This window comes from Sphingobium sufflavum, assembly GCF_021403115.1.
Lineage (GTDB): Bacteria > Pseudomonadota > Alphaproteobacteria > Sphingomonadales > Sphingomonadaceae > Sphingobium > Sphingobium sufflavum.
Window position 1 is genome coordinate 18779 of record NZ_JAJSSH010000010.1, and the last position, 19778, is coordinate 38556.

19 protein-coding genes are annotated in these 19778 nt (G+C 66.5%); 9 read left to right on the top strand and 10 right to left on the bottom strand.

Annotation, left to right across the window (positions count from 1 at the left end; translation table 11 throughout):
• Positions 1-32: 32 nt before the first annotated feature.
• Together LWE61_RS14565 and LWE61_RS14570 are read right to left on the bottom strand one after the other, a co-directional pair.
• Positions 33-1673: an anthranilate synthase component I family protein gene (locus tag LWE61_RS14565; RefSeq protein ID WP_234151378.1), complete on the bottom strand. Its 1641-nt coding sequence runs from the start codon at positions 1671-1673 to the stop codon at positions 33-35.
• Complete coding sequence (locus tag LWE61_RS14570) at positions 1670-3613, bottom strand: peptidylprolyl isomerase (RefSeq protein WP_234151379.1); 1944 nt, start codon at positions 3611-3613, stop codon at positions 1670-1672. Before LWE61_RS14570 ends, LWE61_RS14565 begins: the two co-directional genes overlap by 4 nt.
• Positions 3614-3823: 210 nt before the next feature.
• Here LWE61_RS14570 and tpiA point away from each other — a divergent pair, with 210 nt between their 5' ends.
• The 3 genes from tpiA (at position 3824) to LWE61_RS14585 (ending at position 6830) form a co-directional block, all read left to right on the top strand.
• The gene (gene tpiA / locus LWE61_RS14575) at positions 3824-4573 is read left to right on the top strand and encodes a triose-phosphate isomerase (RefSeq protein WP_234151380.1); all 750 of its coding nucleotides are present in this window, start codon (positions 3824-3826) and stop codon (positions 4571-4573) included.
• Between the two features lie 145 nt (positions 4574-4718).
• On the top strand, positions 4719-5105 hold the full coding sequence (gene secG / locus LWE61_RS14580) for a preprotein translocase subunit SecG (RefSeq protein ID WP_234151381.1): 387 nt from the start codon (positions 4719-4721) through the stop codon (positions 5103-5105).
• Positions 5106-5192: 87 nt separating this feature from the next.
• Positions 5193-6830: a CTP synthase gene (locus LWE61_RS14585; protein WP_234151382.1), complete on the top strand. Its 1638-nt coding sequence runs from the start codon at positions 5193-5195 to the stop codon at positions 6828-6830.
• Between the two features lie 93 nt (positions 6831-6923).
• Here the strand turns inward: LWE61_RS14585 and LWE61_RS14590 are convergent, their stop codons facing one another.
• The 3 genes from LWE61_RS14590 to LWE61_RS14600 form a co-directional block, all read right to left on the bottom strand.
• Positions 6924-7688: a hypothetical protein gene (locus tag LWE61_RS14590; protein WP_234151383.1), complete on the bottom strand. Its 765-nt coding sequence runs from the start codon at positions 7686-7688 to the stop codon at positions 6924-6926.
• A 99-nt stretch (positions 7689-7787) separates the two neighbouring features.
• Positions 7788-8237: a DNA polymerase III subunit chi gene (locus LWE61_RS14595; RefSeq protein ID WP_234151384.1), complete on the bottom strand. Its 450-nt coding sequence runs from the start codon at positions 8235-8237 to the stop codon at positions 7788-7790.
• A gap of 15 nt (positions 8238-8252) precedes the next feature.
• Positions 8253-9707 carry a leucyl aminopeptidase gene (locus LWE61_RS14600; protein WP_234151385.1) on the bottom strand — a complete coding sequence of 485 codons (1455 nt, stop codon included), beginning with the start codon at positions 9705-9707 and terminating at the stop codon, positions 8253-8255.
• 237 nt (positions 9708-9944) lie between these two features.
• On the opposite strand from LWE61_RS14600, the gene LWE61_RS14605 reads away from it, so the two are divergent.
• The 4 genes from LWE61_RS14605 to rsmA all read left to right on the top strand — a co-directional run bounded on the left by LWE61_RS14605 (position 9945) and on the right by rsmA (position 15534).
• Positions 9945-12203: an LPS-assembly protein LptD gene (locus tag LWE61_RS14605; protein ID WP_234151386.1), complete on the top strand. Its 2259-nt coding sequence runs from the start codon at positions 9945-9947 to the stop codon at positions 12201-12203.
• 90 nt (positions 12204-12293) lie between these two features.
• Positions 12294-13661: a peptidylprolyl isomerase gene (locus LWE61_RS14610; RefSeq protein WP_407696246.1), complete on the top strand. Its 1368-nt coding sequence runs from the start codon at positions 12294-12296 to the stop codon at positions 13659-13661.
• 3 nt (positions 13662-13664) lie between these two features.
• Positions 13665-14693, top strand: coding sequence for a 4-hydroxythreonine-4-phosphate dehydrogenase PdxA (pdxA, locus tag LWE61_RS14615; protein WP_234151387.1), 1029 nt, complete (start codon positions 13665-13667; stop codon positions 14691-14693).
• Positions 14694-14697: 4 nt separating this feature from the next.
• Positions 14698-15534 carry a 16S rRNA (adenine(1518)-N(6)/adenine(1519)-N(6))-dimethyltransferase RsmA gene (gene rsmA / locus LWE61_RS14620; protein ID WP_234151388.1) on the top strand — a complete coding sequence of 279 codons (837 nt, stop codon included), beginning with the start codon at positions 14698-14700 and terminating at the stop codon, positions 15532-15534.
• Positions 15535-15849: 315 nt separating this feature from the next.
• Here rsmA and LWE61_RS14625 read toward each other — a convergent pair whose 3' ends face one another.
• The 5 genes from LWE61_RS14625 to LWE61_RS14645 are packed head-to-tail and all read right to left on the bottom strand — an operon-like array spanning position 15850 to position 17864.
• Positions 15850-16083 (bottom strand): DUF4170 domain-containing protein, encoded by a 234-nt coding sequence (locus LWE61_RS14625; RefSeq protein WP_234151389.1) that lies wholly within the window; start codon positions 16081-16083, stop codon positions 15850-15852.
• A gap of 44 nt (positions 16084-16127) precedes the next feature.
• On the bottom strand, positions 16128-16571 hold the full coding sequence (locus LWE61_RS14630) for a hypothetical protein (RefSeq protein ID WP_234151390.1): 444 nt from the start codon (positions 16569-16571) through the stop codon (positions 16128-16130).
• Entirely contained in the window at positions 16568-16900 is a 333-nt protein-coding gene (locus tag LWE61_RS14635) for a hypothetical protein (protein WP_234151391.1), read from the bottom strand. The genes LWE61_RS14630 and LWE61_RS14635 overlap by 4 nt, the downstream gene beginning before the upstream one ends.
• Positions 16897-17292 carry a phage holin family protein gene (locus tag LWE61_RS14640; RefSeq protein WP_234151392.1) on the bottom strand — a complete coding sequence of 132 codons (396 nt, stop codon included), beginning with the start codon at positions 17290-17292 and terminating at the stop codon, positions 16897-16899. Before LWE61_RS14640 ends, LWE61_RS14635 begins: the two co-directional genes overlap by 4 nt.
• A gap of 41 nt (positions 17293-17333) precedes the next feature.
• Positions 17334-17864 (bottom strand): hypothetical protein, encoded by a 531-nt coding sequence (locus LWE61_RS14645; RefSeq protein WP_234151393.1) that lies wholly within the window; start codon positions 17862-17864, stop codon positions 17334-17336.
• A gap of 177 nt (positions 17865-18041) precedes the next feature.
• On the opposite strand from LWE61_RS14645, the gene eno reads away from it, so the two are divergent.
• Positions 18042-19316, top strand: coding sequence for a phosphopyruvate hydratase (eno, locus tag LWE61_RS14650; RefSeq protein ID WP_234151394.1), 1275 nt, complete (start codon positions 18042-18044; stop codon positions 19314-19316).
• Between the two features lie 106 nt (positions 19317-19422).
• Positions 19423-19734 (top strand): FtsB family cell division protein, encoded by a 312-nt coding sequence (locus LWE61_RS14655; RefSeq protein ID WP_234151395.1) that lies wholly within the window; start codon positions 19423-19425, stop codon positions 19732-19734.
• The last annotated feature ends 44 nt before the right edge of the window (positions 19735-19778 follow it).

The following is a 19778-nucleotide window of genomic DNA, read 5'->3' on the forward strand; positions in this document are numbered from 1 at the left end:
CCAATGGAATCGGGCCAGCGGGAACGGCTGTTTTATTGACCATAGCCTGGCGTGGCGGCAATCGCGATGGCTTCCCGCGCGGCGGCGATGAGGGCGCCGGACTTGGCCTCGCATTCGCGCTGTTCATAGGCAGGGTCGCTGTCGGCAACGATGCCCGCGCCCGCCTGCACATGGAGTGTGCCGTCCTTGAGTAGGCCGGTGCGCAGCACGATGCAGCTGTCCATGTTGCCGTCGGGTGAGAAATAGCCGACGCCGCCCGCATAGGGACCGCGCGTTTCCGGTTCCAGCTCCGCGATGATCTGGCACGCGCGGATTTTGGGCGCGCCGCTGACCGTGCCAGCGGGGAAGCCCGCGAACAGGGCGTCGAGCGCGTCTTTGTCGGGCGACAACTGACCGACGACGTTCGAGACGATGTGCATCACATGGCTGTAGAATTCGACGGTGTAGCTGTCGGTCACGGTTACGCTGCCCGCGGTGGAGACACGACCGACATCGTTGCGGCCCAGATCGAGGAGCATGAGATGCTCGGCCCGTTCCTTTGGGTCCGCAAGCAGGCTGTCGCGGTTATGCGCGTCCTCCGCCGCTGTCGCGCCGCGCGGGCGGGTGCCGGCGATGGGGCGGATGGTGACTTCGCCGTCGCGGGCGCGCACCAGTATCTCCGGGCTGGAGCCGACCAGAGCGAAGCCGGGGAGGTCGAGGAGATAGAGAAAGGGCGACGGATTGATCCGGCGCAGCGCGCGGTAGAGGGCGATGGGCGGCAGCGCAAAGGGCAGGGTGAAGCGTTGCGCCAGCACCACCTGGAAGATGTCGCCTGCGACGATGTAATCCTTGGCCGCGCGCACCATCTCGCCATAGCGGCCGGGCGGTAGAATGGCGGTCGGAGTGGCGTCTTCGGCATCCTCTTCATTACAGGTTTTACAACCAAACGGGTGGTTTGAAGAGGCGGGGGTGGACGAGGCCGAGGACCAGGACGAGGCTGGGGCTGGGGCTGGGGCTGGGGCTGGGGCTGGGGCTGGGGCTGAGGTGGGGGCCGGGAGCGGTGCGGCGAGGCGGGCGGCGGCGGCTTCCACCCGGTCGCGGGCGGTGGCGATAGCCGTTTCGGGGTCGACATGATCCCCGGCCCAGATCGGCGCGACGAGGAAAAGGGCGTCGGCCAGCCGGTCGAAGACCAGCAGCAGCGTCGGCCGTACGAAGATCATGTCCGGCGTGCCCAGCCCATTGTCGGGCGCGCGGGGCAGTTCCTCCACCAGTCCAATCGTTTCGTAGGCGAAATATCCGACGAGGCAGGAAAGCGCGGACGGCAGCGCGGGATCGCTGTCCGCACGGCATTGCGCGACGAGCGTGCGCAGCGCGTCCAGCGGCTGTTGCGCCAGCGGTTCGAAGGCGTCGCGGTCCGTCGTCCAGCGGCGGTTGACCTCCGCCTGCCGGTCCCGTGCGCGGAAGACGAGATCGGGCGCGAGGCCGATGATCGAATGGCGGCCACGCACCGCGCCGCCCTCCACCGACTCCAGCAGGAAGTCGCCGCGCTCCGGCTCCATCAGCTTCAGCGCGGCGGAGATGGGCGTGTCCGTATCGGCCACCTGCCGATGCCAATAGAGCGCCGACCGCCCGGCGCGCAGCGATGCGGCGACGGTTTCGACATCGGCCTGCCGGGGAGCCTGCGGACGGGTCACTGGGCCGCGCCGCCCTTGCGCAGGTCCGCCTCGATCCGCGCTATGGCGGCCTCGTTACGGGTCACGCCGACGGCGGTGCGGATCGCGCCGGTGAACTGCTGCGCATATTCCTGGCTCAGCACGCTGCGAAGACCCTGCCCGGTGGCGCCGAGCAGCTTGGCATCCTTGCCCGCGTCGCCCGGCTGGATCTGGTCCAGATGCAGGACCATATAGCCCTGACCATTGGGCAGCGGCAGCGCGCGCACGGCACCCTGCTTCATGGAGAAAAGGGCGATCATCGCCTCCGGCACGCGGCCATTCTGCTGCCCCAGTTGCGAGCGTTGCGCGCCGACCCGCTCCACGGGTGGAAGCGGCACGCCGACGGCGGCGACAGCCGCGGGGATGGCGGCGCCGCCCGCGATCTTCTTGCGGAGCAGCTCGGCCGCGGCCTGCGCCTTTGCCGCGCCCTGCGCGAGGACGACGGCGCGTTCCACGTCGGGGCGGATCCTGGCGAGCGGCGGGGGACCGGCGGACACGACCTGGCTGACCGCGACGAGCGCGATGCGCTGGTCCGGCACCAGCGGCACCACCTGCGGATCATCATCCTGTTCCATGGAGAAACCGGCGGTGATGATCGGCGCGATGGCCGGATCGGCGGGCTTTTCCGGCGCGCTGATGTCACGCCCCTGCGCGGTCAGCGTGGCGGTTTCCACCGCGGTCAGGCCGTTCGCCTTGACGACCTGATCGAAGGTGGAGCCACCGCCGATCTGGTCGTCGATGCTGTTCGACAGGTCGGCCAACGCCTGCTTCGTCTTGGCGTCGGTTAGCGCCTTGACGATTTCGGGCCGCGCCGAATCGAGCGTCTTCGCGGGGGTGGTCTGAATGTCCGCGATGCTGAACAGCGCCCAGCCGAGGCCGGTCTTGACCGGGCCGACGAGCGCGCCGCGCGCCGCGCCGAATACCTGCGTCGCGGCGGCGACGCTGGTCTGCCCGGCAAAGGCGGGCTGCGTCTGCGCCTCCGACACGGTGGTGGAGAGGCCAGCGTCGGACGCGGCCTTTTCCAGCGTCAGGCCCGGGCCGACCTTGGCGGCGACAGCCTTTGCCGCGCTCTCGCTGGGCAGGATGAGCTGGCGCACGACGCGCTTCTCACTGGCGCCATAGCGGGCGGCGTTGCTCTTGAAATATTGGGCGATTTCCGCCTCGGTCGGCGTGACCTTGCCCGCGAAGCGCGTGGCGTCGATCACGGCATAGCGCATACGGCGCTGCTCCGGCAGGGCGAAGAGATCGCCATTGGCGGCGTAGAAACGCTTGACCGCCGCATCGTCCGGCTTGGCGGCGGTGACAAAGGCGGCGGAGGGCAGGATGGCGACCGTTCCCGCGCGCTTTTCCAGCAGCATGGAGGCATAGGGCAGGGTCATGCCCTGTGGCGTGCGGGCGCCCGCGCCCGACGGGCTGAGCAGCAGCCGCTCCACGATCTGACGCGTGATGTCCTCGCGCAGGGCCGCTTCCGACAGCTTCTCGCGCGCCAGCAGTTCGGTGAACTGGCGCTGGCTGAACTTGCCGGTCGCATCCTGAAAGGCGGGGATGGCGGCGATTTCCGCATCGACCAGCTTCTTGCTGACCCGCATGCCATTATCGTCCGCAAATTCACCCAGGGCGAGATTGTTGACGAGCTGGCCGAGCACTTCGGAGATGGCTCCCGCGTTCAGGAACTGGCCGATGGTGAGGGCAGGCGTTTCCCGGCGGTTGTTGTCGAAGACGCGCTGGAGGCGGCTCTCCACCTCTGTCGTGCTGAGTTTCGCGCCGCCGACCGTGGCGGCCGACGCGGTGCTCTGCCCGATATTGCCGGAGAAATTCTGGAGATCGCCCGCCACGAAGGCAAAGGCGATGGCGCCGAGAAAGAGCAGGCCCACCAAGGCCCCGTACCGGGACCGGATCATCCGCCTGAAGAAACCCAACATTGCCTTAAAACTCCCGCGCCTGGGCCATAGGGTCGCCGCTTTAGGGCCAGCGGGCGCAGGCTTCAAGTCCGGCTGACGTCAAAGGCGCGGATAGCGTGGCCTGGGGCGGCACAGGAGGGCGGCGGATGGTTGAGGGGCTGGACATGCCTGTCGCTTCGCGCCATCGGCGTGCCAACGGATCAACCCCTATACGCTGAGGATGACAGGCCCATGACCACGCGCCGCCCCCTGATTGCAGGCAATTGGAAGATGAACGGCCTGAAGGCCAGCCTGGGCGAGATCAGCGCCATCGCGGCGGAAGCGGCGGCCAGCCCGGCGGTCGATGTGGCGCTGTTCGTGCCCGCGACGCTGATCGCGCCGGCTGCGGCCGCCGCGCCGGACTTTCTGATCGGCGGGCAGGATGTGCATGAGAATGAGAGCGGCGCGCACACCGGTTGCGTCTCCGCCGCGATGCTGGTGGAAGCGGGCGCGAAAGGCGTGATCGTCGGCCATAGCGAGCGGCGCACCGACCAGCATGAGACGAGCGACACCGTGGCCGCCAAGGCGAGCCGGGCGAAGGCGGCGGGCCTGTCCGTCATCCTGTGCGTGGGCGAGAGCCTGGCCGTGCGCGACGCGGGCAACGCCGAAGAGGTGGTGAGCGCGCAGTTGATCGAGTCCCTGCCGCAGGAGGCCGCGTCCGACTGGCTCTCCATCGCCTATGAGCCGATCTGGGCCATCGGCACGGGCCGGGTGGCGACGGTGGAGGCGATCGACGCGATGCACCGCGCGCTGCGGGCCGCGCTGCGCGGCGTGATCGGCGAGGATGCCGACAAGCTGCGGATCCTCTACGGCGGTTCGGTCAATGGCGAGAATGCGGCGGAGATTTTCGCGGTGGCCGACGTGGATGGCGGACTGGTCGGCGGGGCCAGCCTGACGGCGGGCAAGTTCGTGCCGATCATTAAGGCGGCCCGGAGCGCCTGATCGGGGCGCATTGAGAGACGCCTGAGAGGGCGCCTGACGGGGGACCGGGATCGCCCCGGCTGACGGCGGGGCGATCAAGGCTATTCCCTTTACGGGTCAAAGTGGGTAGGGGCACCGCGACGGTTCGCCCCCAGGGATATTCTGCATGCTTTTCACCTTCATTCTCGTCGTTCAGGCAATTGTCGCGGCGGCCCTTGTGACCGTGATTCTCATGCAGCGGTCCGAAGGCGGCGGCCTGGGCATGGGCGGCAGCCCGTCCGGCTTCATGTCGGCGCGGGGCGCGGCCGATTTCCTGACCCGCGCGACGACGGTGCTGGCGACGATCTTCGTCGGCCTCTCCGTCGTGCTGGCCTTCATCGCGGCGACTCGCCATGCGGGGTCGAGCATCGACACGTCGCTGGTCGGCAAGACGGCGCCGCTCAGCCAGGGCGCGCCGGTGCAGGGTGCAGGCGACGACGGGTTGGGCGGTGCGGCCAGCGCGGCGGGCAATGCGGGCGAAAGCGCCAATGGCGCGGTGCCGCTCGCGCGCTGACGTCCGCTACCATCGTTAAATATTTCGACGGGCGGCAGTCATGCCGCCTTGCGCTTTCGCTCATTTAAGGTTTAAGCCTCCACTCCCATGGCGCGGTTCATTTTCATCACCGGCGGCGTGGTCTCCTCCCTTGGCAAAGGCCTCATGGCCGCCAGCCTCGCTGCGCTCCTTCAGGCGCGCGGCTATCGGGTGCGGATCCGCAAATTCGATCCCTATCTCAATGTCGATCCGGGCACGATGTCGCCCTATCAGCATGGAGAGGTCTATGTGACCGATGACGGGGGCGAGACCGACCTCGACCTCGGCCATTATGAGCGATTCACGGGCGTGCCGACCCGCAAGTCCGACAATGTCACGCAGGGGCGCGTCTATCAGACGATCATCCAGCGGGAACGGCGGGGCGACTATCTGGGCGCGACGGTGCAGGTCATCCCGCACGTCACCGACGAGATCAAGGCGTTCGCGCTGGCCGAAACCGACGATGTCGATTTCGTGCTGTGCGAAATCGGCGGGACGGTCGGCGATATCGAGAGCCTGCCGTTCATGGAGGCGATCCGCCAGTTGCATAACGAGCTGGGCGATAAACGCTCCATCTTCGTGCATGTGACGCTGGTGCCCTATATCGCGGCGGCGGGCGAGCTGAAGACCAAGCCGACGCAGCATAGCGTGCGGGAACTCACCTCGCTCGGCATCCAGCCCCATATCCTGCTGTGCCGGTGCGAGCAGCCCCTGCCCGACAGCGAGCGGGCCAAGATCGCCCTGTTCTGCAACGTGCGCAAAGAAGCGGTGATCCCCGCGCTCGACGCCGCCAGCATCTATGCCGTGCCCCAACAATATCATGCCGAGGGCCTGGACGAGGAAGTGCTGCGCGCCTTCGGGATCGAGGGCGCGCCGACGCCCGGCCTCGCCCGCTGGGACGACATCATGGACCGTCACCTGAACCCGGAGGGCGAGGTGACGATCGGCGTGGTCGGCAAATATGTCGGCCTGCCGGACGCCTATAAATCGCTGCACGAGGCGCTGATGCACGGCGGCCTCGCCAATCGGGTGAAGGTGCGGGTCAAATGGCTCGACGCCGAACTGTTCGAGTCCGATGACGGGGCGGAGATCGCGGCGCAACTGGAGCCGATGCACGGCATCCTGGTGCCCGGCGGTTTCGGCGTGCGCGGGTCGGAGGGCAAAATCGCCAGCGTGCGATTCGCCCGCGAACGCGACGTGCCCTTCTTCGGCATCTGTCTGGGGATGCAAATGGCCTGCATCGAGGGTGCGCGCAACACGGCGGGGATCGCCGCGGCGTCCACCACCGAATTCGGCACCACCAGCGAGCCGGTCGTGGGCCTCATCACCGAATGGATGACCGCGGACGGCCTCCAGACGCGCGAGGCGGGCGGCGACCTGGGCGGCACGATGCGGCTGGGCGCCTATCCGGCGAAGCTTACCGGCAACAGCGTCGTCGGCAGCATCTATGGCGAGGAAGCGATCAGCGAGCGGCACCGCCATCGCTATGAGGTCAACGTCAAATATCGCGACGCGCTGGAAAAGGGCGGCCTGATCTTCTCCGGCCTGTCGCCGGACGGCACCCTGCCGGAAATCGTCGAGCGGCCCGACCATAGCTGGTTCATCGGGGTGCAGTTCCACCCGGAACTGAAGTCCAAGCCCTTCGACCCGCACCCCTTGTTCGCGAGCTTTATCGCGGCGGCTTTGAAGCAGAGCCGGTTGGTGTGATGTGCGCTGCGCCCGCTGCCCCTGTGAGGGGTGGCGGGGATGGGCGGAGTTCAGACTGGCGGCTTTCGGTGGAACAGGCAGAGAAAGTAGCCACTAGTTCCTGGCCGCACCGTCACGGACGGGGGGCGTCGTTGCCCTATTCGTGCAACGATAAAGCCAACTTCCTTCTCGGGTCAGGCATGCGAAGTCTACCGGAATAGCAGAATCGGTCACTTGCTGCTGTCCGGTACGCTTGTCGTTACGCGGCGCATGCCATCGCCATAGGGCAAACCCTTGGTCGATCGTCATGACATGACTAGCAGGTAGACCTCTTTTCTGCGAACAGGGATGCGCCGTAAACGACTGCGCCCAAAGGCCACCTAATCGGCCCTGTTGGACGATTCCGGTAAGGCAATCACCTTCGCGAACCTCTTTCCCGCGAATTAAAGAGGCAGGGATATTAACTTGATACGTTGGGAGGACCGGCGCGAGTGTCGCAATCTGGACCGCGTCACCTCTTCGCGAGGAACGTAACTGTTTAATCTTTACGATCGGCAATTCCACGGCAAAGGCATTTACGACGTGGCCTTCGTTGAGCAACGCGGCTCCACTTGCACCTCCAAAAATACCGAGTGACAAAGCACTTAAGATACCGGCGATCCTTTCGCCCGATTTACGTTGTCCCAAGATCGGCCAGTACAACAGCATCACTGCGAGGCTGCTGCCGATACCAATGACGGCGCCCCATCCCGCCACACGCAATTGAGCCATACCGAACGGGATCGGGGGATTGCGCAAATATAGAAAGGGCAAGCTAAGGCCAGCAATGAGAAACACGAGCCAAATGCCCGTCCTAGACAGAAATTGCGCTTTGCTCATGTACGAGCTTTATGACCGCTTCCCGGATCGCGAAAGTGAGAATTAGACGACCATAATTGGTCGAAAATGGCACGGCAACAAATGCTCGTCCCACCCCCCTCACGGCCCCTGCCGCCAGCGGCCGCCCTCCTGCCGCCAGAAGTGGGTCGCTATGTCGTCCCGCTTGGCCAGCGTGCGCCAGCTTTCGCGGGCGGCGGTGATGGTGTCGGCGTCGAAGAAATAGAAGATGCGGGCGAAGGCCAGCGCCTCGTCACGGAACAGGCCGTCGGTCAGGGCGATGCGGGTTGCGCCATTGGTGGCGGCGCAGGTGGAGGACAGCAGGATCGGCTGTACTTCCGGCAAGGGTGCGTCGGCATGGTCGTTGGCGAGGAAACTCTCCGGCCCGGCGTCCCAGAGCCGGGCGGAGATGCGGACAAGCTGGTCGCGGTCGGAGGACACGACGAGCAGCCGTGCCCCCTCGTCCAGGATGCGCGCGGCGACCTGCGGCAGCACGCGCTCCACGGGATCGCGGCTGAGCTGGTAGAAGTCGACGCGCGCGCCCTCTGTCATGGGTGACCGTCGTCGTCAGGCGGTTTCGAGCAGGTCCGCGACCACCCGGTCGAGCAGGCGCACGCCATAGCCGGTCGCGCCCTTGTCGTGCAGGGTGCCGGGCTTGTCCGCCCAGACCATGCCGGCAATGTCGAGATGCGCCCAGCTGACCCCTTCGAGAATATAGCGTTTCAGGAATTGCGCGGCGGTGATCGACCCGGCGTAGCGCGCGCCCATATTCTTCATGTCAGCGATGGGGCTGTCGATCATCTTGTCATAGACGTCGCCCATCGGGAAACGCCACAGCTTCTCGCCGGTCGCCTCGCCCGCGGCGGTCAGTTGACCGGCCAGCGTGTCGTCATTGGCGAAGAGGCCGCCATATTGGTCCGCCAGCGCCGCGATGATCGCGCCGGTCAGGGTGGCGAGGTCGATGACGGTCTTGGGTCCGAACGTCTTTTGCGTCCACCAGAGGGTGTCGGCAAGGACGAGGCGCCCCTCCGCATCGGTGTTGATGACCTCGACCGTCTGGCCGGACATGGTCGTCACCACGTCGCCGGGGCGCTGGGCGTTACCGTCGGGCATATTCTCGACCAGGCCGCAGACGCCGACGACATGCGCCTTTGCCTTACGCAGGGCCAGCGCCTTCATGACGCCCGCGACGGCGCCCGCGCCGCCCATGTCCCACTTCATGTCCTCCATGCCCGCGCCGGGTTTCAGCGAGATGCCGCCGGTGTCGAAGGTCACGCCCTTTCCGACGAAGGCCAGCGGTTGCGGCTGTGCGCCCGCGCTGCCGTCCCAACGCAGGGCCAACATGCGCGAGGGGCGGACCGAACCCTGCCCGACGCCGAGCAGCGCGCCCATGCCGAGGGCGGCCATGTCCTTCTCGTCCAGGATGCTGACTTCGATGCCGAGGTCGGTGAGCGACTTGCAGCGTTCCACGAAGCTTTCGGGGTAGAGGATGTTGCCCGGCTCCGCGACCAGTTCGCGCGTGAAGCTGACGCCGGAGACGATGGCGTCGGCATGGACGAAGGGGGCCGCGTCGGCGGATTCGGCGGTGACGATGGCGAGCGTCTCCACGCTGGGCTTCTGCGCCTCCGTCTGCTTGGTGCGATAGGTGTCGAATCGCCATGCGCGCAGACGTGCGCCCAGCGAGAGGGCGGCCAGCGCATCGGCGGACAGGGCGCCGCCGATGACGGCGACATGCTTGACCCCGGAGGTCAGCAGGCGTGCCGAGATGGTGCCGCCCGCCTTCTCCAGATCCGCCACCTTGCCCTCGCCCGTGCCCAGCAGGACGACGCGCAGCGTCCGCCCGCCCTCGCTGACGAACAGTTCGAACCAGCCGCCCGTGTCGCCGGTGAAGCGCGACGCCTTGGCCGCTTCCGCGATCAGGGTGGCGGATTCGAGGGGGAGGTCGACCGCTGCATCCCTGGCGATGGGATAGACCCGGCAATCGGTGTCGGCGGGGAGCGTGGCGGTCAGGGTGACGAGCATGATACGGCCTGTTCCTCAGTTTCGAATAGTTATGGCGTGTTCGGGAGATAGTGGGGAGCGCCCGCCAATGCCATCGCCAATTGCCCTTTTGTACCGATGCGAGGGCAATTGCGGGCCGGGCGGCGGGCGAGCGGCGCACGGATTCGTCGCAAGCGGGACGCATGGGCGTTGCAGCCCGGCGCAAGCAATGCGATAGGCGGCCTTTCCTATTCCCTGAAACGGCCACCGCGAACACGCATGGATTTCGTCAACAGTCGTGATTTGGGGCGAAAAGCGCCAGCGGCCAGCCTGGCCTTGCTGGCCGCGCTCGGTTGTGTCCCCGGCGCGCAGGCGCAAGACCTCAGTAAGCCGCATGAGGCGGAAGCCGTCGCGGCCAGCGCGGACGCGCCCAAGGCGGTGGGCGACGACCTCGGCTTCACCGCCGACGAACTGCTGTACGACAATGACCGGGACGTGGTGACGGCGACGGGCAATGTCCTCGTCTCCCGCGAGGGCAATGTGCTGCGCGCCGACATGGTCACATGGGACCGGGCGTCGGGCAAGGTCGTGGCCAAGGGCGACGTCTCCATCACCAACCCCAATGGCGACATTGCCTATGGCGATGTAGTAGAGGTGACCGACAGCCTGAAGGACGGCATCGTCAAGGGCCTGTTGCTCGTCACCCAGCAGGGCGACCGGATCGCGGCGGAGCAGGGGGAGCGGCGCGGGGCCATCTTCATCCTGAACCGGGCCGCCTATTCACCGTGCCGCGTGGTGGACGACAAGGGCTGCCCCAAGGAGCCGAGCTGGCAGATCAAGGCGGCGCGCGTCCTCTATGACAGCGACAAGGAGATGGTGCGCTACACCGGTGCGCGGCTGGAGATGTTCGGCCTGCCGCTGGTGCCGCTGCCGGGTCTGGCGCATCCGGTCGGCAACCGGTCCGGTTCCGGTTTCCTGGTGCCGGAGGTCGGCATCGTGCAGAACGGCCTGGAACTGGCCGTCCCCTATTATTTCAGCCTGGCGCCAAATCGCGACCTGACCGTCACGCCGCATGTCTATACCAAGGTGCTGCCCATGATTCAGGGCAAGTATCGCCAGTTCATGGACCGGGGCGCCTTTGCGATCACCGGCTACCTGACCCATGGCCGCCGGTCCGACCCGGCGACGGGGGCGACCACGTCCAAGCGGGACGTGCGCGGCTATATCGACGCCAGCGGCAAGTTCCAGCTCAGCCCCGAATGGTCGATTTCGGGATCGCTGCGGCGGGTGACGGACCGGACCTTCCTGAACCGCTACAACATCAATTATGACGACCGGCTGCGGTCGCACATCACGGCGGAGCGGATCGGCGACAAAAGCTATCTGTCCATCGCCGGCTGGGCGTTCCAGACGCTGCGCCCCGGCGATCCGCAGGGGCAGGTGCCCATCGCGCTGCCCGCCATCGACTATCGCCTGCGCCTGCGCGACCCGTGGATGGGCGGCACGCTCCAGTTGCAGGCGAACAGCCTGGCGATCACCCGCACGGCCGGGCAGGACACGCAGCGCGCCTTCGTCGGTGCGCAATGGTCGCTGCGGCGGCTGACCGGCTGGGGGCAGGAGGTCGCGCTGACTGGCTATGCGCGCGGCGACGTGTATCACAGCAGCGACAACAGCCTGACCAACACGGTCATCTATCGCGGCACGCCCGGATGGCAGACGCGCGGCATCGCGGCGCTGGCCGCCGATGTGCGCTGGCCCTTCGTCGGGCAGATGATGGGCGGCACGCAGCATATCGTGCCCCGTGTCCAGCTCGTCGCCGCACCGGCCCTGTCCAACCTCGACGTGCCGAACGAGGATGCCCGCGCCGTCGATCTGGACGACAGCAACCTGTTCGCGCTGAACCGCTTCCCCGGCTATGACCGGTTCGAGGACAGCAGCCGCATCACCTATGGCGTCGATTATCGCTATGACCGGCCCTATTTCTCCATCGAGGCGACGGTCGGGCAAAGCTATCGCCTGAACAACCGCGCCAGCATCCTGCCCAACGGCACCGGGCTGTCGGAACGTTTCTCCGACTTTGTGGGGCGCACGGATATTCGCTATCGCGATTTCCTGACGCTGACCCACCGGTTCCGCCTCGACAAGGACAATCTGGCGGTGCGCCGGAACGAGGTGGACGCGACCATCGGATCGCGCACCAACTATGCGCGGATCAGCTATCTGCGGCTCAACCGCAATGTGACGACGGGGATCGAGGATCTGCGCGATGTCGAGGAGGTCCGTCTGGGCGGGCGGCTGGCCATCGCGCGCTACTGGTCCGTGTTTGGATCGACCAGCATCGACCTGACCGGGGTGGACGACGACGCGCAGACCGCGCTGGACGGCTATACGCCGCTGCGCCACCATGTCGGCGTCGCCTATGAGGATGACTGTATCAACGTCGAATTCACCTGGCGGCGCGAGTATCAGAGCTTTGGCGACGCGCAACGTGGCAATTCGTTTCTCGTGCGGCTGGCGTTTCGCAATCTAGGCATATAAGAGAGCTGTTCCCTGGGGAGGGCGCTCAGCTTTCGTTCAGCCGCGAGGCGGCAGGCTTGTCGCTGTATATTTGGAATTGGCTTTCCTGACATGGAGAGAGAGTTGAAGGCAGTTTTGTCACGCGCGGTGCGACGGGCGCTTCTTGGGATTTCACTGGCGGCGATGGTGTCGAACGGCGTGGCCGTTCAGGCGCAGTCGGTGCCGGACGAGGTGGGCAGCAACCAGCTGGACATCCCCAAGGACGTGATGCTGTTCGGCAAGAACGACCCCACCGTGCGTAAGCCCACGGCCATCATCAACGGCACGGTCATCACCGGCACGGACGTCGACCAGCGACTGGCGCTCGTCGTGCTGGCCAACGGCGGCAAGGTGACCGACGAGGAGCGTGACCGGCTGCGCCTCCAGGTCCTGCGTAACATCATCGACGAGACGCTCCAGATCCAGGAAGCGGCGGCGAATGACATCACCATCTCGCAGGGCGAGATCGAACAGAGCTTTGCGCGGGTCGCGGGCAATTTCAAATCCACGCCGGAAGGCTTCGTCGGCTATCTGAAGAGCAACGGCTCCTCCGCCGCGTCGATCAAGCGGCAAATCGAGGGCGAACTGGCCTGGCAGCGCCTGTTGCGGCGCAAGGTGCAGCCGTTCGTCAATGTGTCGCAGGACGAGGTCAACGGCCTGATCGACCGGATGAAGCAGGCGAAGGGCAGCGAGGAGTTTCGCGTCGGCGAAATCTACCTGTCCTCCACGCCCGAAAATGGGCAGCGGATTCACGATAACGCCGAAAAGATCATCGAGCAGATCAAGCAGGGCGGATCGTTCCAGGCCTATGCCCGCCAATATTCTGAAGCGTCCACGGCGGCGGTCGGCGGCGACCTGGGCTGGGTGCGCCCCGCGCAGTTGCCGGACGAGCTGACCGCGACGGTGCAGCAGATGCAGCCCGGCCAGATCGGCGGGCCGGTGGCGCTGCCCGGCGGCTTTTCCATCGTCTATCTCATCGACAAGCGGCGCGTGCTGGCCGCCGATCCGCGCGATGCGACATTGAGCCTCAAGCAGATCGGCATCAATTTTACGCCCGGCACATCCGCCGCGCAGGCCAAGGCGACGGCGGACAGGTTCGCGTCGCAGGTCAAGGCGATCCAGGGTTGCGGCACGGCCAACGCCGTCGCGCAGAAGCTGGGCGCCGAAGTGGTGGACAATGACGGGGTGAAGATCCGCGACCTGCCGCCGCAGCTCCAGCAGATCATGGCGGGCCTTCAGGTCGGTCAGGCGACGCCACCGTTCGGCGCGGTGTCCGACGGCGTGCGCGTGCTGGTGGTGTGCGGCCGCGACGATCCGGTCGAGGGCGCGATGCCGACCTTCGACCAGGTGCAGGGCCAGATTGAGGAGGAGCGGGTGAACAAGCGCGCCCGCATCTACCTGCGCGATCTTCGCCGCGACGCGATCATCGAATATAACTGATTGATGGGGCAGGCTTCGGCAGAGACGGGGACACTCCCACCGCTCGCGGTGACATTGGGCGATCCCAGCGGTATCGGGCCGGAAATCATCGCCAAGGCATGGCAGCAGCGCGAGACGGCGGGGCTGCTCCCCTTCTTCGCGGTGGGCGACATGCGGTCGATCACGCAGGTGTCGGACGTGCCGGTCGAGCGTATCCTCGACCCGGCGGACTGCATCAAGGTCTTCGACCGGGCGCTGCCCTGCTTCCATGTGGAGGAAGGCGACACCGCCGCACCGGCCCAGCCGACGCTGGACGGCGCGCGCTGCGCCTTTCACTCGCTGGAGATCGCGACCGGGCTGGTCAAGGCGGAGGGGGCGTCCGGCCTCGTCACCGGGCCAGTGTCCAAGGCGCGGCTGGCGGAGGTGGGCTTCACCTTTCCGGGCCAGACCGAATTTGTCGCCGAACGCTGCGGCGTGGCGCGCAGCAATGTGGTGATGATGCTGGCCGGGCCGTCGCTGCGCGTGGTGCCGATCACCATCCATATCGCGCTGCGCGACGTGCCGCAGGCGCTGACCACCGACCTGATCCGCAGCCGGGCGCTGGTGACGGCGCGCGGGCTGCACCGCAATTTCGGTATTGCGCGGCCCCGGCTGGCGGTCGCGGCGCTGAACCCACATGCCGGGGAAAATGGCCATATGGGCGATGAGGAGGAGCGGATCATCGCTCCCGCCATCGCCGCGCTGATTGAGGATGGGCTGGACGTGACCGGACCCCATCCCGCCGATGCGCTGTTCACGCCGCGCGCGCGCACCCGCTATGACGCGGCGCTGTGCATGTATCATGATCAGGCGCTGGTGCCGCTGAAGGCGCTGGATTTCGACGAGGGTGTCAATATCACGCTGGGCCTGCCCATCGTCCGCACGTCGCCCGACCATGGCACCGCGTTCGACATCGCCGGGCAGGACAAGGCCGATCCGCGCGCGATGATCGCCGCGATCCGCATGGCGCGGGAGGCCGATCTGCGCCGCCGGGCGACCAGCGCGGGAGTTTGACAGCATGACATTACCGCCGCTGCGCGAGGTGATCGCCGCCCATGGCCTGCGCGCCAGCAAGGCGCTGGGCCAGAATTTCCTGCTCGACGGACAGTTGCTGGCGCGCATCGCCGCCGTGCCGGGCACGCTGGCGGGTGAGCGCGTTTTCGAGGTGGGACCGGGGCCGGGCGGCCTGACCCGCGCGCTTCTCCACGCCGGGGCGGATGTCGTGGCGGTGGAGCGGGACGAACGCTGCCTGCCCGCGCTGGCCGAACTGGCCGACGCCTTTCCGGGCAAGCTGCGCGTGATCGACGGGGACGCCATGGCGGTCGACGCGCAGGCGGAAGCGGGGGAGGGCGCGCATATCGTTGCCAACCTGCCCTATAATGTCGGCACGGCCCTGTTGATCGGATGGCTGGAGGCGGATCGCTGGACGCCTTGGTGGCGATCGGCGACGCTGATGTTCCAGCAGGAAGTGGCGGAGCGGATCGTGGCGGGACCGGGATCGGGCGCCTATGGCCGCCTGTCGGTGCTGGCCCAGTGGCGATCCTCCGCGCGGCTGGCGATGAAGGTGCATCGATCGGCGTTCACCCCGCCGCCCAAGGTGATGTCCGCCGTGGTGCATATCGTGCCGCAGGCTGCACCGGAGGGTGTGGATGCGCCCCTGCTGTCGCGGATCACGGCGGCGGCGTTCGGGCAGCGGCGCAAGATGCTGCGCCAGAGCCTGCGCGGTGTGCCGGGGGCGCTCGACGCGCTGGCCGAATGTGGCATCGACGGGGAGCGGCGCGCGGAGACGGTGTCGGTCGAGGATTATGTGCGGATCGCGCGGACGCTGGGGCGGATGCTGCGCGACGCGGGATAGGGGGTGGTGCTCCACTCAGTTCAACCATTGCGATGGTGGTGAGGAACAGGTCTGTCACCCTATAAGGCAGGGATTGCCGATCCCCCTATACAAGGGAAGGCCTCATCTGCGCTTCGCGGCGAGAGACTCAGGCGGGCGGGCGCATGGATGCGGTATCCGCCAAGGCACTGGCAGTCGAGGCACGGACGGCCTTCTGTCCGCTAGCTATCCAGCGATCGTCACTCGGTGCCAAACGCAAAAAAACGCAGCCGGGACGATGAGCCGGCTGCGCTGATCTGTATCCTGCAATCACCAGCCCATCATCGTATGCGCGGGTTATGCCTGCGATGCCGTCGGTTCCGCATCCGGGTCGAGCAGGCGATGCAGATGGACGATGACATATTTCATCTGGGCGTCGTCGACGGTGCGTTGCGCCGCGCCGCGCCATGCCTTTTCAGCGGAGTTGAAGTCCGGGAAGACGCCGACATATTCGATGGTCTTCAGATCCTCGAACTCCAGTGTCCGAGGGTCTTTGACCCGGCCACCCATGACGAGATGCAATTTGCTCACTTGTGATCCCCATCTGCTCTTGACCCGCCATCATGCGGGTGTCGTCAGTCCTCTCCCGCCTTGACCGTGCGGCTGACCGTGTTCGCCACCTTCTCCCCCGCCTTGTGCGCCGTTTCGCTGGCCCGTTCAAGGGCGCGCTTGGCGCCGGCCTTGACCGTTTCGGCGTCGGGGACATGATCCGCGAGGCGGTGTGCCCCCGCCTTGACGCTGACGGTCGCGGCCGTCAGACCGGACAGGACGGTACGAGCGGTCTCGGCCGCGGCAACCGCTTTAGCAGCCTGTTTCGCCGTGCGGACAAGGGCGGACCCGGCGGCCGCGCCTACGCGCCAGCGGGGCAGGGCGAGACCGATGACCGCGCCGACCGCGATGGCCGCGCCCGCCGCGGCAAAGGGATGCTCGCTGACGAACGCGCCGATCCGCGCCGTGCCGCTTTCCTCCGCGGCTTCGGCATCGGCGGCGAGGACTTTTTCGATGGAGGTGTCGGTCATGTCTGTTTCCTTCGTACGAAGCGGTTTCGCAGCGCGCGGGCCGCGTCGATGGTCGCGCGCGTCAGGGTGATGGCGGGACGGCGCAACAGCCAGGCCAGAAGCGCGGCAAGTCCGGCCACGGCGGACCATGTCGCCAGCGGGTGCCGGGTCGCGGACCGTCGCAGAGCCTTCTTGGCCTCGCCAATCTGCTGGTTGGCGGCCAGCGCGGCCTCCGCCTTCAGCCGGTCCGGCGAGAGCCAGCCGAGGGCGTCGTCGAGCGCGGCGTGCAATTCGGTCCGGGCGGTCGTGGCGCGCAGCCGTGCCGCATCCAGCGTGGGAACATCGCTCATCGCACGATCCCCTTCACGCGGGCGACCTGCGCCCGGATACCCAGCCCGCACAGCAGGATAGCGAGCAGGGCGACGCCCGTCACCGCGAGTAAGGCCCAGCCCAGACCCCAGAGCTGCGATAGCGCCAGCAGCGCACCGATCATCAGGGTAACGATCATGGCAAAGGCCGTGATGACAGCGATCACCGCCAGCACGGCGATCCATTTGGTGGCCGTGCCCAGCAACGCGGCGCGCAGGCGGACGAGGGACAGTTCGGCGTCCACGCTTTCGCGCGCGGCATGGCTCAGCCGCTGGACGGTCTCGCCCAGCGACGGGCCGTCGTCCCGCACCCTTTCCTGTTCCACCTCACCCATGGTCGATCGGTCGCCCCGGTCCAAATCATCGTCTGCCAAATGGGTCGCCCTCCGGCGGCCGGATGCTTGCCGAACGCAGATCAGCTCTCCTTCGAACCCCCGCGCGCAAGGCGCATCAGCACGAAGCCCACCAGTGCAGCCGCGCCAATGGCGACAGCCGGGCTTTTCCGCACGAAGTCGCGTGCGTCGCTGACGAGCTGGTCGATGTCCTTCTCATCGAGCGACTGGGCCGCGCCCGCAACGCTCTCCGCCGCCTGACGCGCGTAATCGCCATATTGCGGGCCAAGCTTGCCATCGACCGTTTCGGCGGTGTCGGCGATCAGCTTGGAGAGGCTGTGCAGCGCGGTGCCGGTGCGATCCTTGACGGAGGTGGCGGCGGCGCGGGCGCTTTCCACGGCCTGTCCGGCGGCGACGCCCGCCTGCTCCCGCCAGGCTTCGCCGGTTTCCTTCGCATGGGATGCGGCGGCGGCGGCGGTTTCCTTTGCGGCGCCGGCGGCGGCCTTGAGCGAAGAGACCGTATCCTTGGCGCCCTGCTTCACGGAAGGTGACTTCAGGCCTTCGAGATCGGCGGTTTCGAGAGGTACGGTGAGATCACCAGTTTCGTTGGACATGACGGAAATTCCCTGATTGATCGCCCGAATGCACGCTTTTTGAAGCCCGCTACGGTGCTGCAACGATATAGAAATGCACGAGCGATTCAACAGTTCCCCCCGCTTTTCGTTGATCTCCCCGGCTGCGCTGGCTAAGCGGCTCGCAACCCAGCATCGCAAGTGCGAAAAGGATAGCCGATGACCGAGATTATTTCTGTCCACGCCCGCCAGATCATCGACAGCCGTGGCAACCCCACCGTCGAAGTCGACGTCGTGCTGGAAGATGGCGGTTTCGGTCGTGCGGCGGTCCCGTCGGGCGCGTCCACCGGCGCCTATGAAGCGGTCGAGATCCGCGATGGTGACAAGGGCGTGTTCCTGGGCAAGGGCGTGCTGAAGGCCGTCGCCGCCGTCAATGGCGAGATCGCCGACGAGATCATCGGCCTGGACGCCGAGGACCAGCAGGACATCGACGCCGCGCTGATCGCGCTGGACGGCACGGAAAACAAGTCGCGCCTGGGCGCGAACGCCATCCTCGGAGTCAGCCTCGCCATCGCCAAGGCCGCCGCCAATTCGCGCGGCCTGCCGCTGTACCGCTATGTCGGCGGCGTGCAGGCGCATGTCCTGCCCGTGCCGATGATGAACATCATCAATGGCGGCGAGCATGCCGACAATCCGATCGATTTTCAGGAATTCATGATCATGCCGGTGGGCGCGACCAGCATCGCCCATGCCGTGCAGATCGGTTCGGAAATCTTCCACACGCTCAAGAAGGGTCTGCATGACAAGGGTCTGGCGACGTCCGTCGGTGACGAGGGCGGCTTTGCGCCGAACCTGTCGTCCACCACCGACGCGCTCGACTTCATCATCGAGTCCATCGAGAAGGCCGGGTACAAGGCGGGCGAGGACGTGGTGCTGGCCCTCGACTGCGCCTCGACCGAATTCTTCAAAAACGGCAAATATGAGATGGTGGGCGAGGGCAAGAGCCTGACCCCGAAGGAAATGGCCGAATATCTCGCCGACCTCGTTGCCAAATATCCGATCAAGTCGATCGAGGACGGCATGAGCGAGGATGATTTCGAAGGCTGGAAGATCCTGACCGACCTGATCGGCGACAAGGTGCAACTGGTCGGTGACGACCTGTTCGTGACCAACCCCAAGCGTCTGTCCATGGGCATCGAGCAGGGCCTCGCCAACTCGCTGCTGGTCAAGGTCAACCAGATCGGCACGCTGTCGGAGACGCTGGAGGCGGTCGAGATCGCGCATCGCAACCGCTACACCGCCGTCATGTCGCACCGTTCGGGTGAGACGGAGGACAGCACCATCGCGGATCTGGCCGTCGCCACCAACTGCGGCCAGATCAAGACGGGCAGCCTCGCGCGCTCCGACCGGCTCGCCAAGTATAACCAGCTCATCCGTATCGAGGAGGAGCTGGGTTCGGCCGCCCGCTATGCGGGTCGCGGTATCTTCCGCTGATCGACCGGCGGTCCTGACTCTGTTGGTGCGCGGCGGGATGCATCTCGTCGCGCATTAACCAAAAAGGCCTTGCGCCGCGCTCAACTTCATGATTCCAATAGAGTCGATGGCACAGCTCGCAAAATTACGTTTCCTTCTGGGGTCGGCACTGGCTCCTGCGCTCGCGACGGCTCTTCTGATCCTGTTTATCGGCTATGCGATAATCGGGCCGAGCGGGCTGCTGGCGTGGGGCAATTACACGCGCCAGCTCAAGGACCGCCGGGCCGAATTGCGGGTGGTGGAGGCGAAGCGCGCCGAACTGGCCAACCGGGTCGATCTGGTCGATCCGCGCCATGCGGACCCGGACATGGTGGACGAACTGCTGCGCCGCAAGCTGAACGTCGTGCACCCCGACGAGGTTGTCGTTCCCCTCAAATGAGCGGGTCGCCGAAGGGCGGCGGGTCGCGTCATCCTGCCGGTTCA

Excerpts from the sequence above, each read along its gene's own strand:
- LWE61_RS14570 (WP_234151379.1), bottom strand. The coding sequence starts at position 3,613 with ATGTTGGGTTTCTTCAGGCGGATGATCCGGTCCCGGTACGGGGCCTTG.
- tpiA (WP_234151380.1), top strand. The coding sequence starts at position 3,824 with ATGACCACGCGCCGCCCCCTGATTGCAGGCAATTGGAAGATGAACGGC.
- secG (WP_234151381.1), top strand. The coding sequence starts at position 4,719 with ATGCTTTTCACCTTCATTCTCGTCGTTCAGGCAATTGTCGCGGCGGCC.
- LWE61_RS14585 (WP_234151382.1), top strand. The coding sequence starts at position 5,193 with ATGGCGCGGTTCATTTTCATCACCGGCGGCGTGGTCTCCTCCCTTGGC.
- LWE61_RS14590 (WP_234151383.1), bottom strand. The coding sequence starts at position 7,688 with ATGAGCAAAGCGCAATTTCTGTCTAGGACGGGCATTTGGCTCGTGTTT.
- LWE61_RS14595 (WP_234151384.1), bottom strand. The coding sequence starts at position 8,237 with ATGACAGAGGGCGCGCGCGTCGACTTCTACCAGCTCAGCCGCGATCCC.
- LWE61_RS14600 (WP_234151385.1), bottom strand. The coding sequence starts at position 9,707 with ATGCTCGTCACCCTGACCGCCACGCTCCCCGCCGACACCGATTGCCGG.
- LWE61_RS14605 (WP_234151386.1), top strand. The coding sequence starts at position 9,945 with ATGGATTTCGTCAACAGTCGTGATTTGGGGCGAAAAGCGCCAGCGGCC.
- LWE61_RS14610 (WP_407696246.1), top strand. The coding sequence starts at position 12,294 with ATGGAGAGAGAGTTGAAGGCAGTTTTGTCACGCGCGGTGCGACGGGCG.
- pdxA (WP_234151387.1), top strand. The coding sequence starts at position 13,665 with ATGGGGCAGGCTTCGGCAGAGACGGGGACACTCCCACCGCTCGCGGTG.
- rsmA (WP_234151388.1), top strand. The coding sequence starts at position 14,698 with ATGACATTACCGCCGCTGCGCGAGGTGATCGCCGCCCATGGCCTGCGC.
- LWE61_RS14630 (WP_234151390.1), bottom strand. The coding sequence starts at position 16,571 with ATGACCGACACCTCCATCGAAAAAGTCCTCGCCGCCGATGCCGAAGCC.
- LWE61_RS14635 (WP_234151391.1), bottom strand. The coding sequence starts at position 16,900 with ATGAGCGATGTTCCCACGCTGGATGCGGCACGGCTGCGCGCCACGACC.
- LWE61_RS14645 (WP_234151393.1), bottom strand. The coding sequence starts at position 17,864 with ATGTCCAACGAAACTGGTGATCTCACCGTACCTCTCGAAACCGCCGAT.
- eno (WP_234151394.1), top strand. The coding sequence starts at position 18,042 with ATGACCGAGATTATTTCTGTCCACGCCCGCCAGATCATCGACAGCCGT.
- LWE61_RS14655 (WP_234151395.1), top strand. The coding sequence starts at position 19,423 with ATGGCACAGCTCGCAAAATTACGTTTCCTTCTGGGGTCGGCACTGGCT.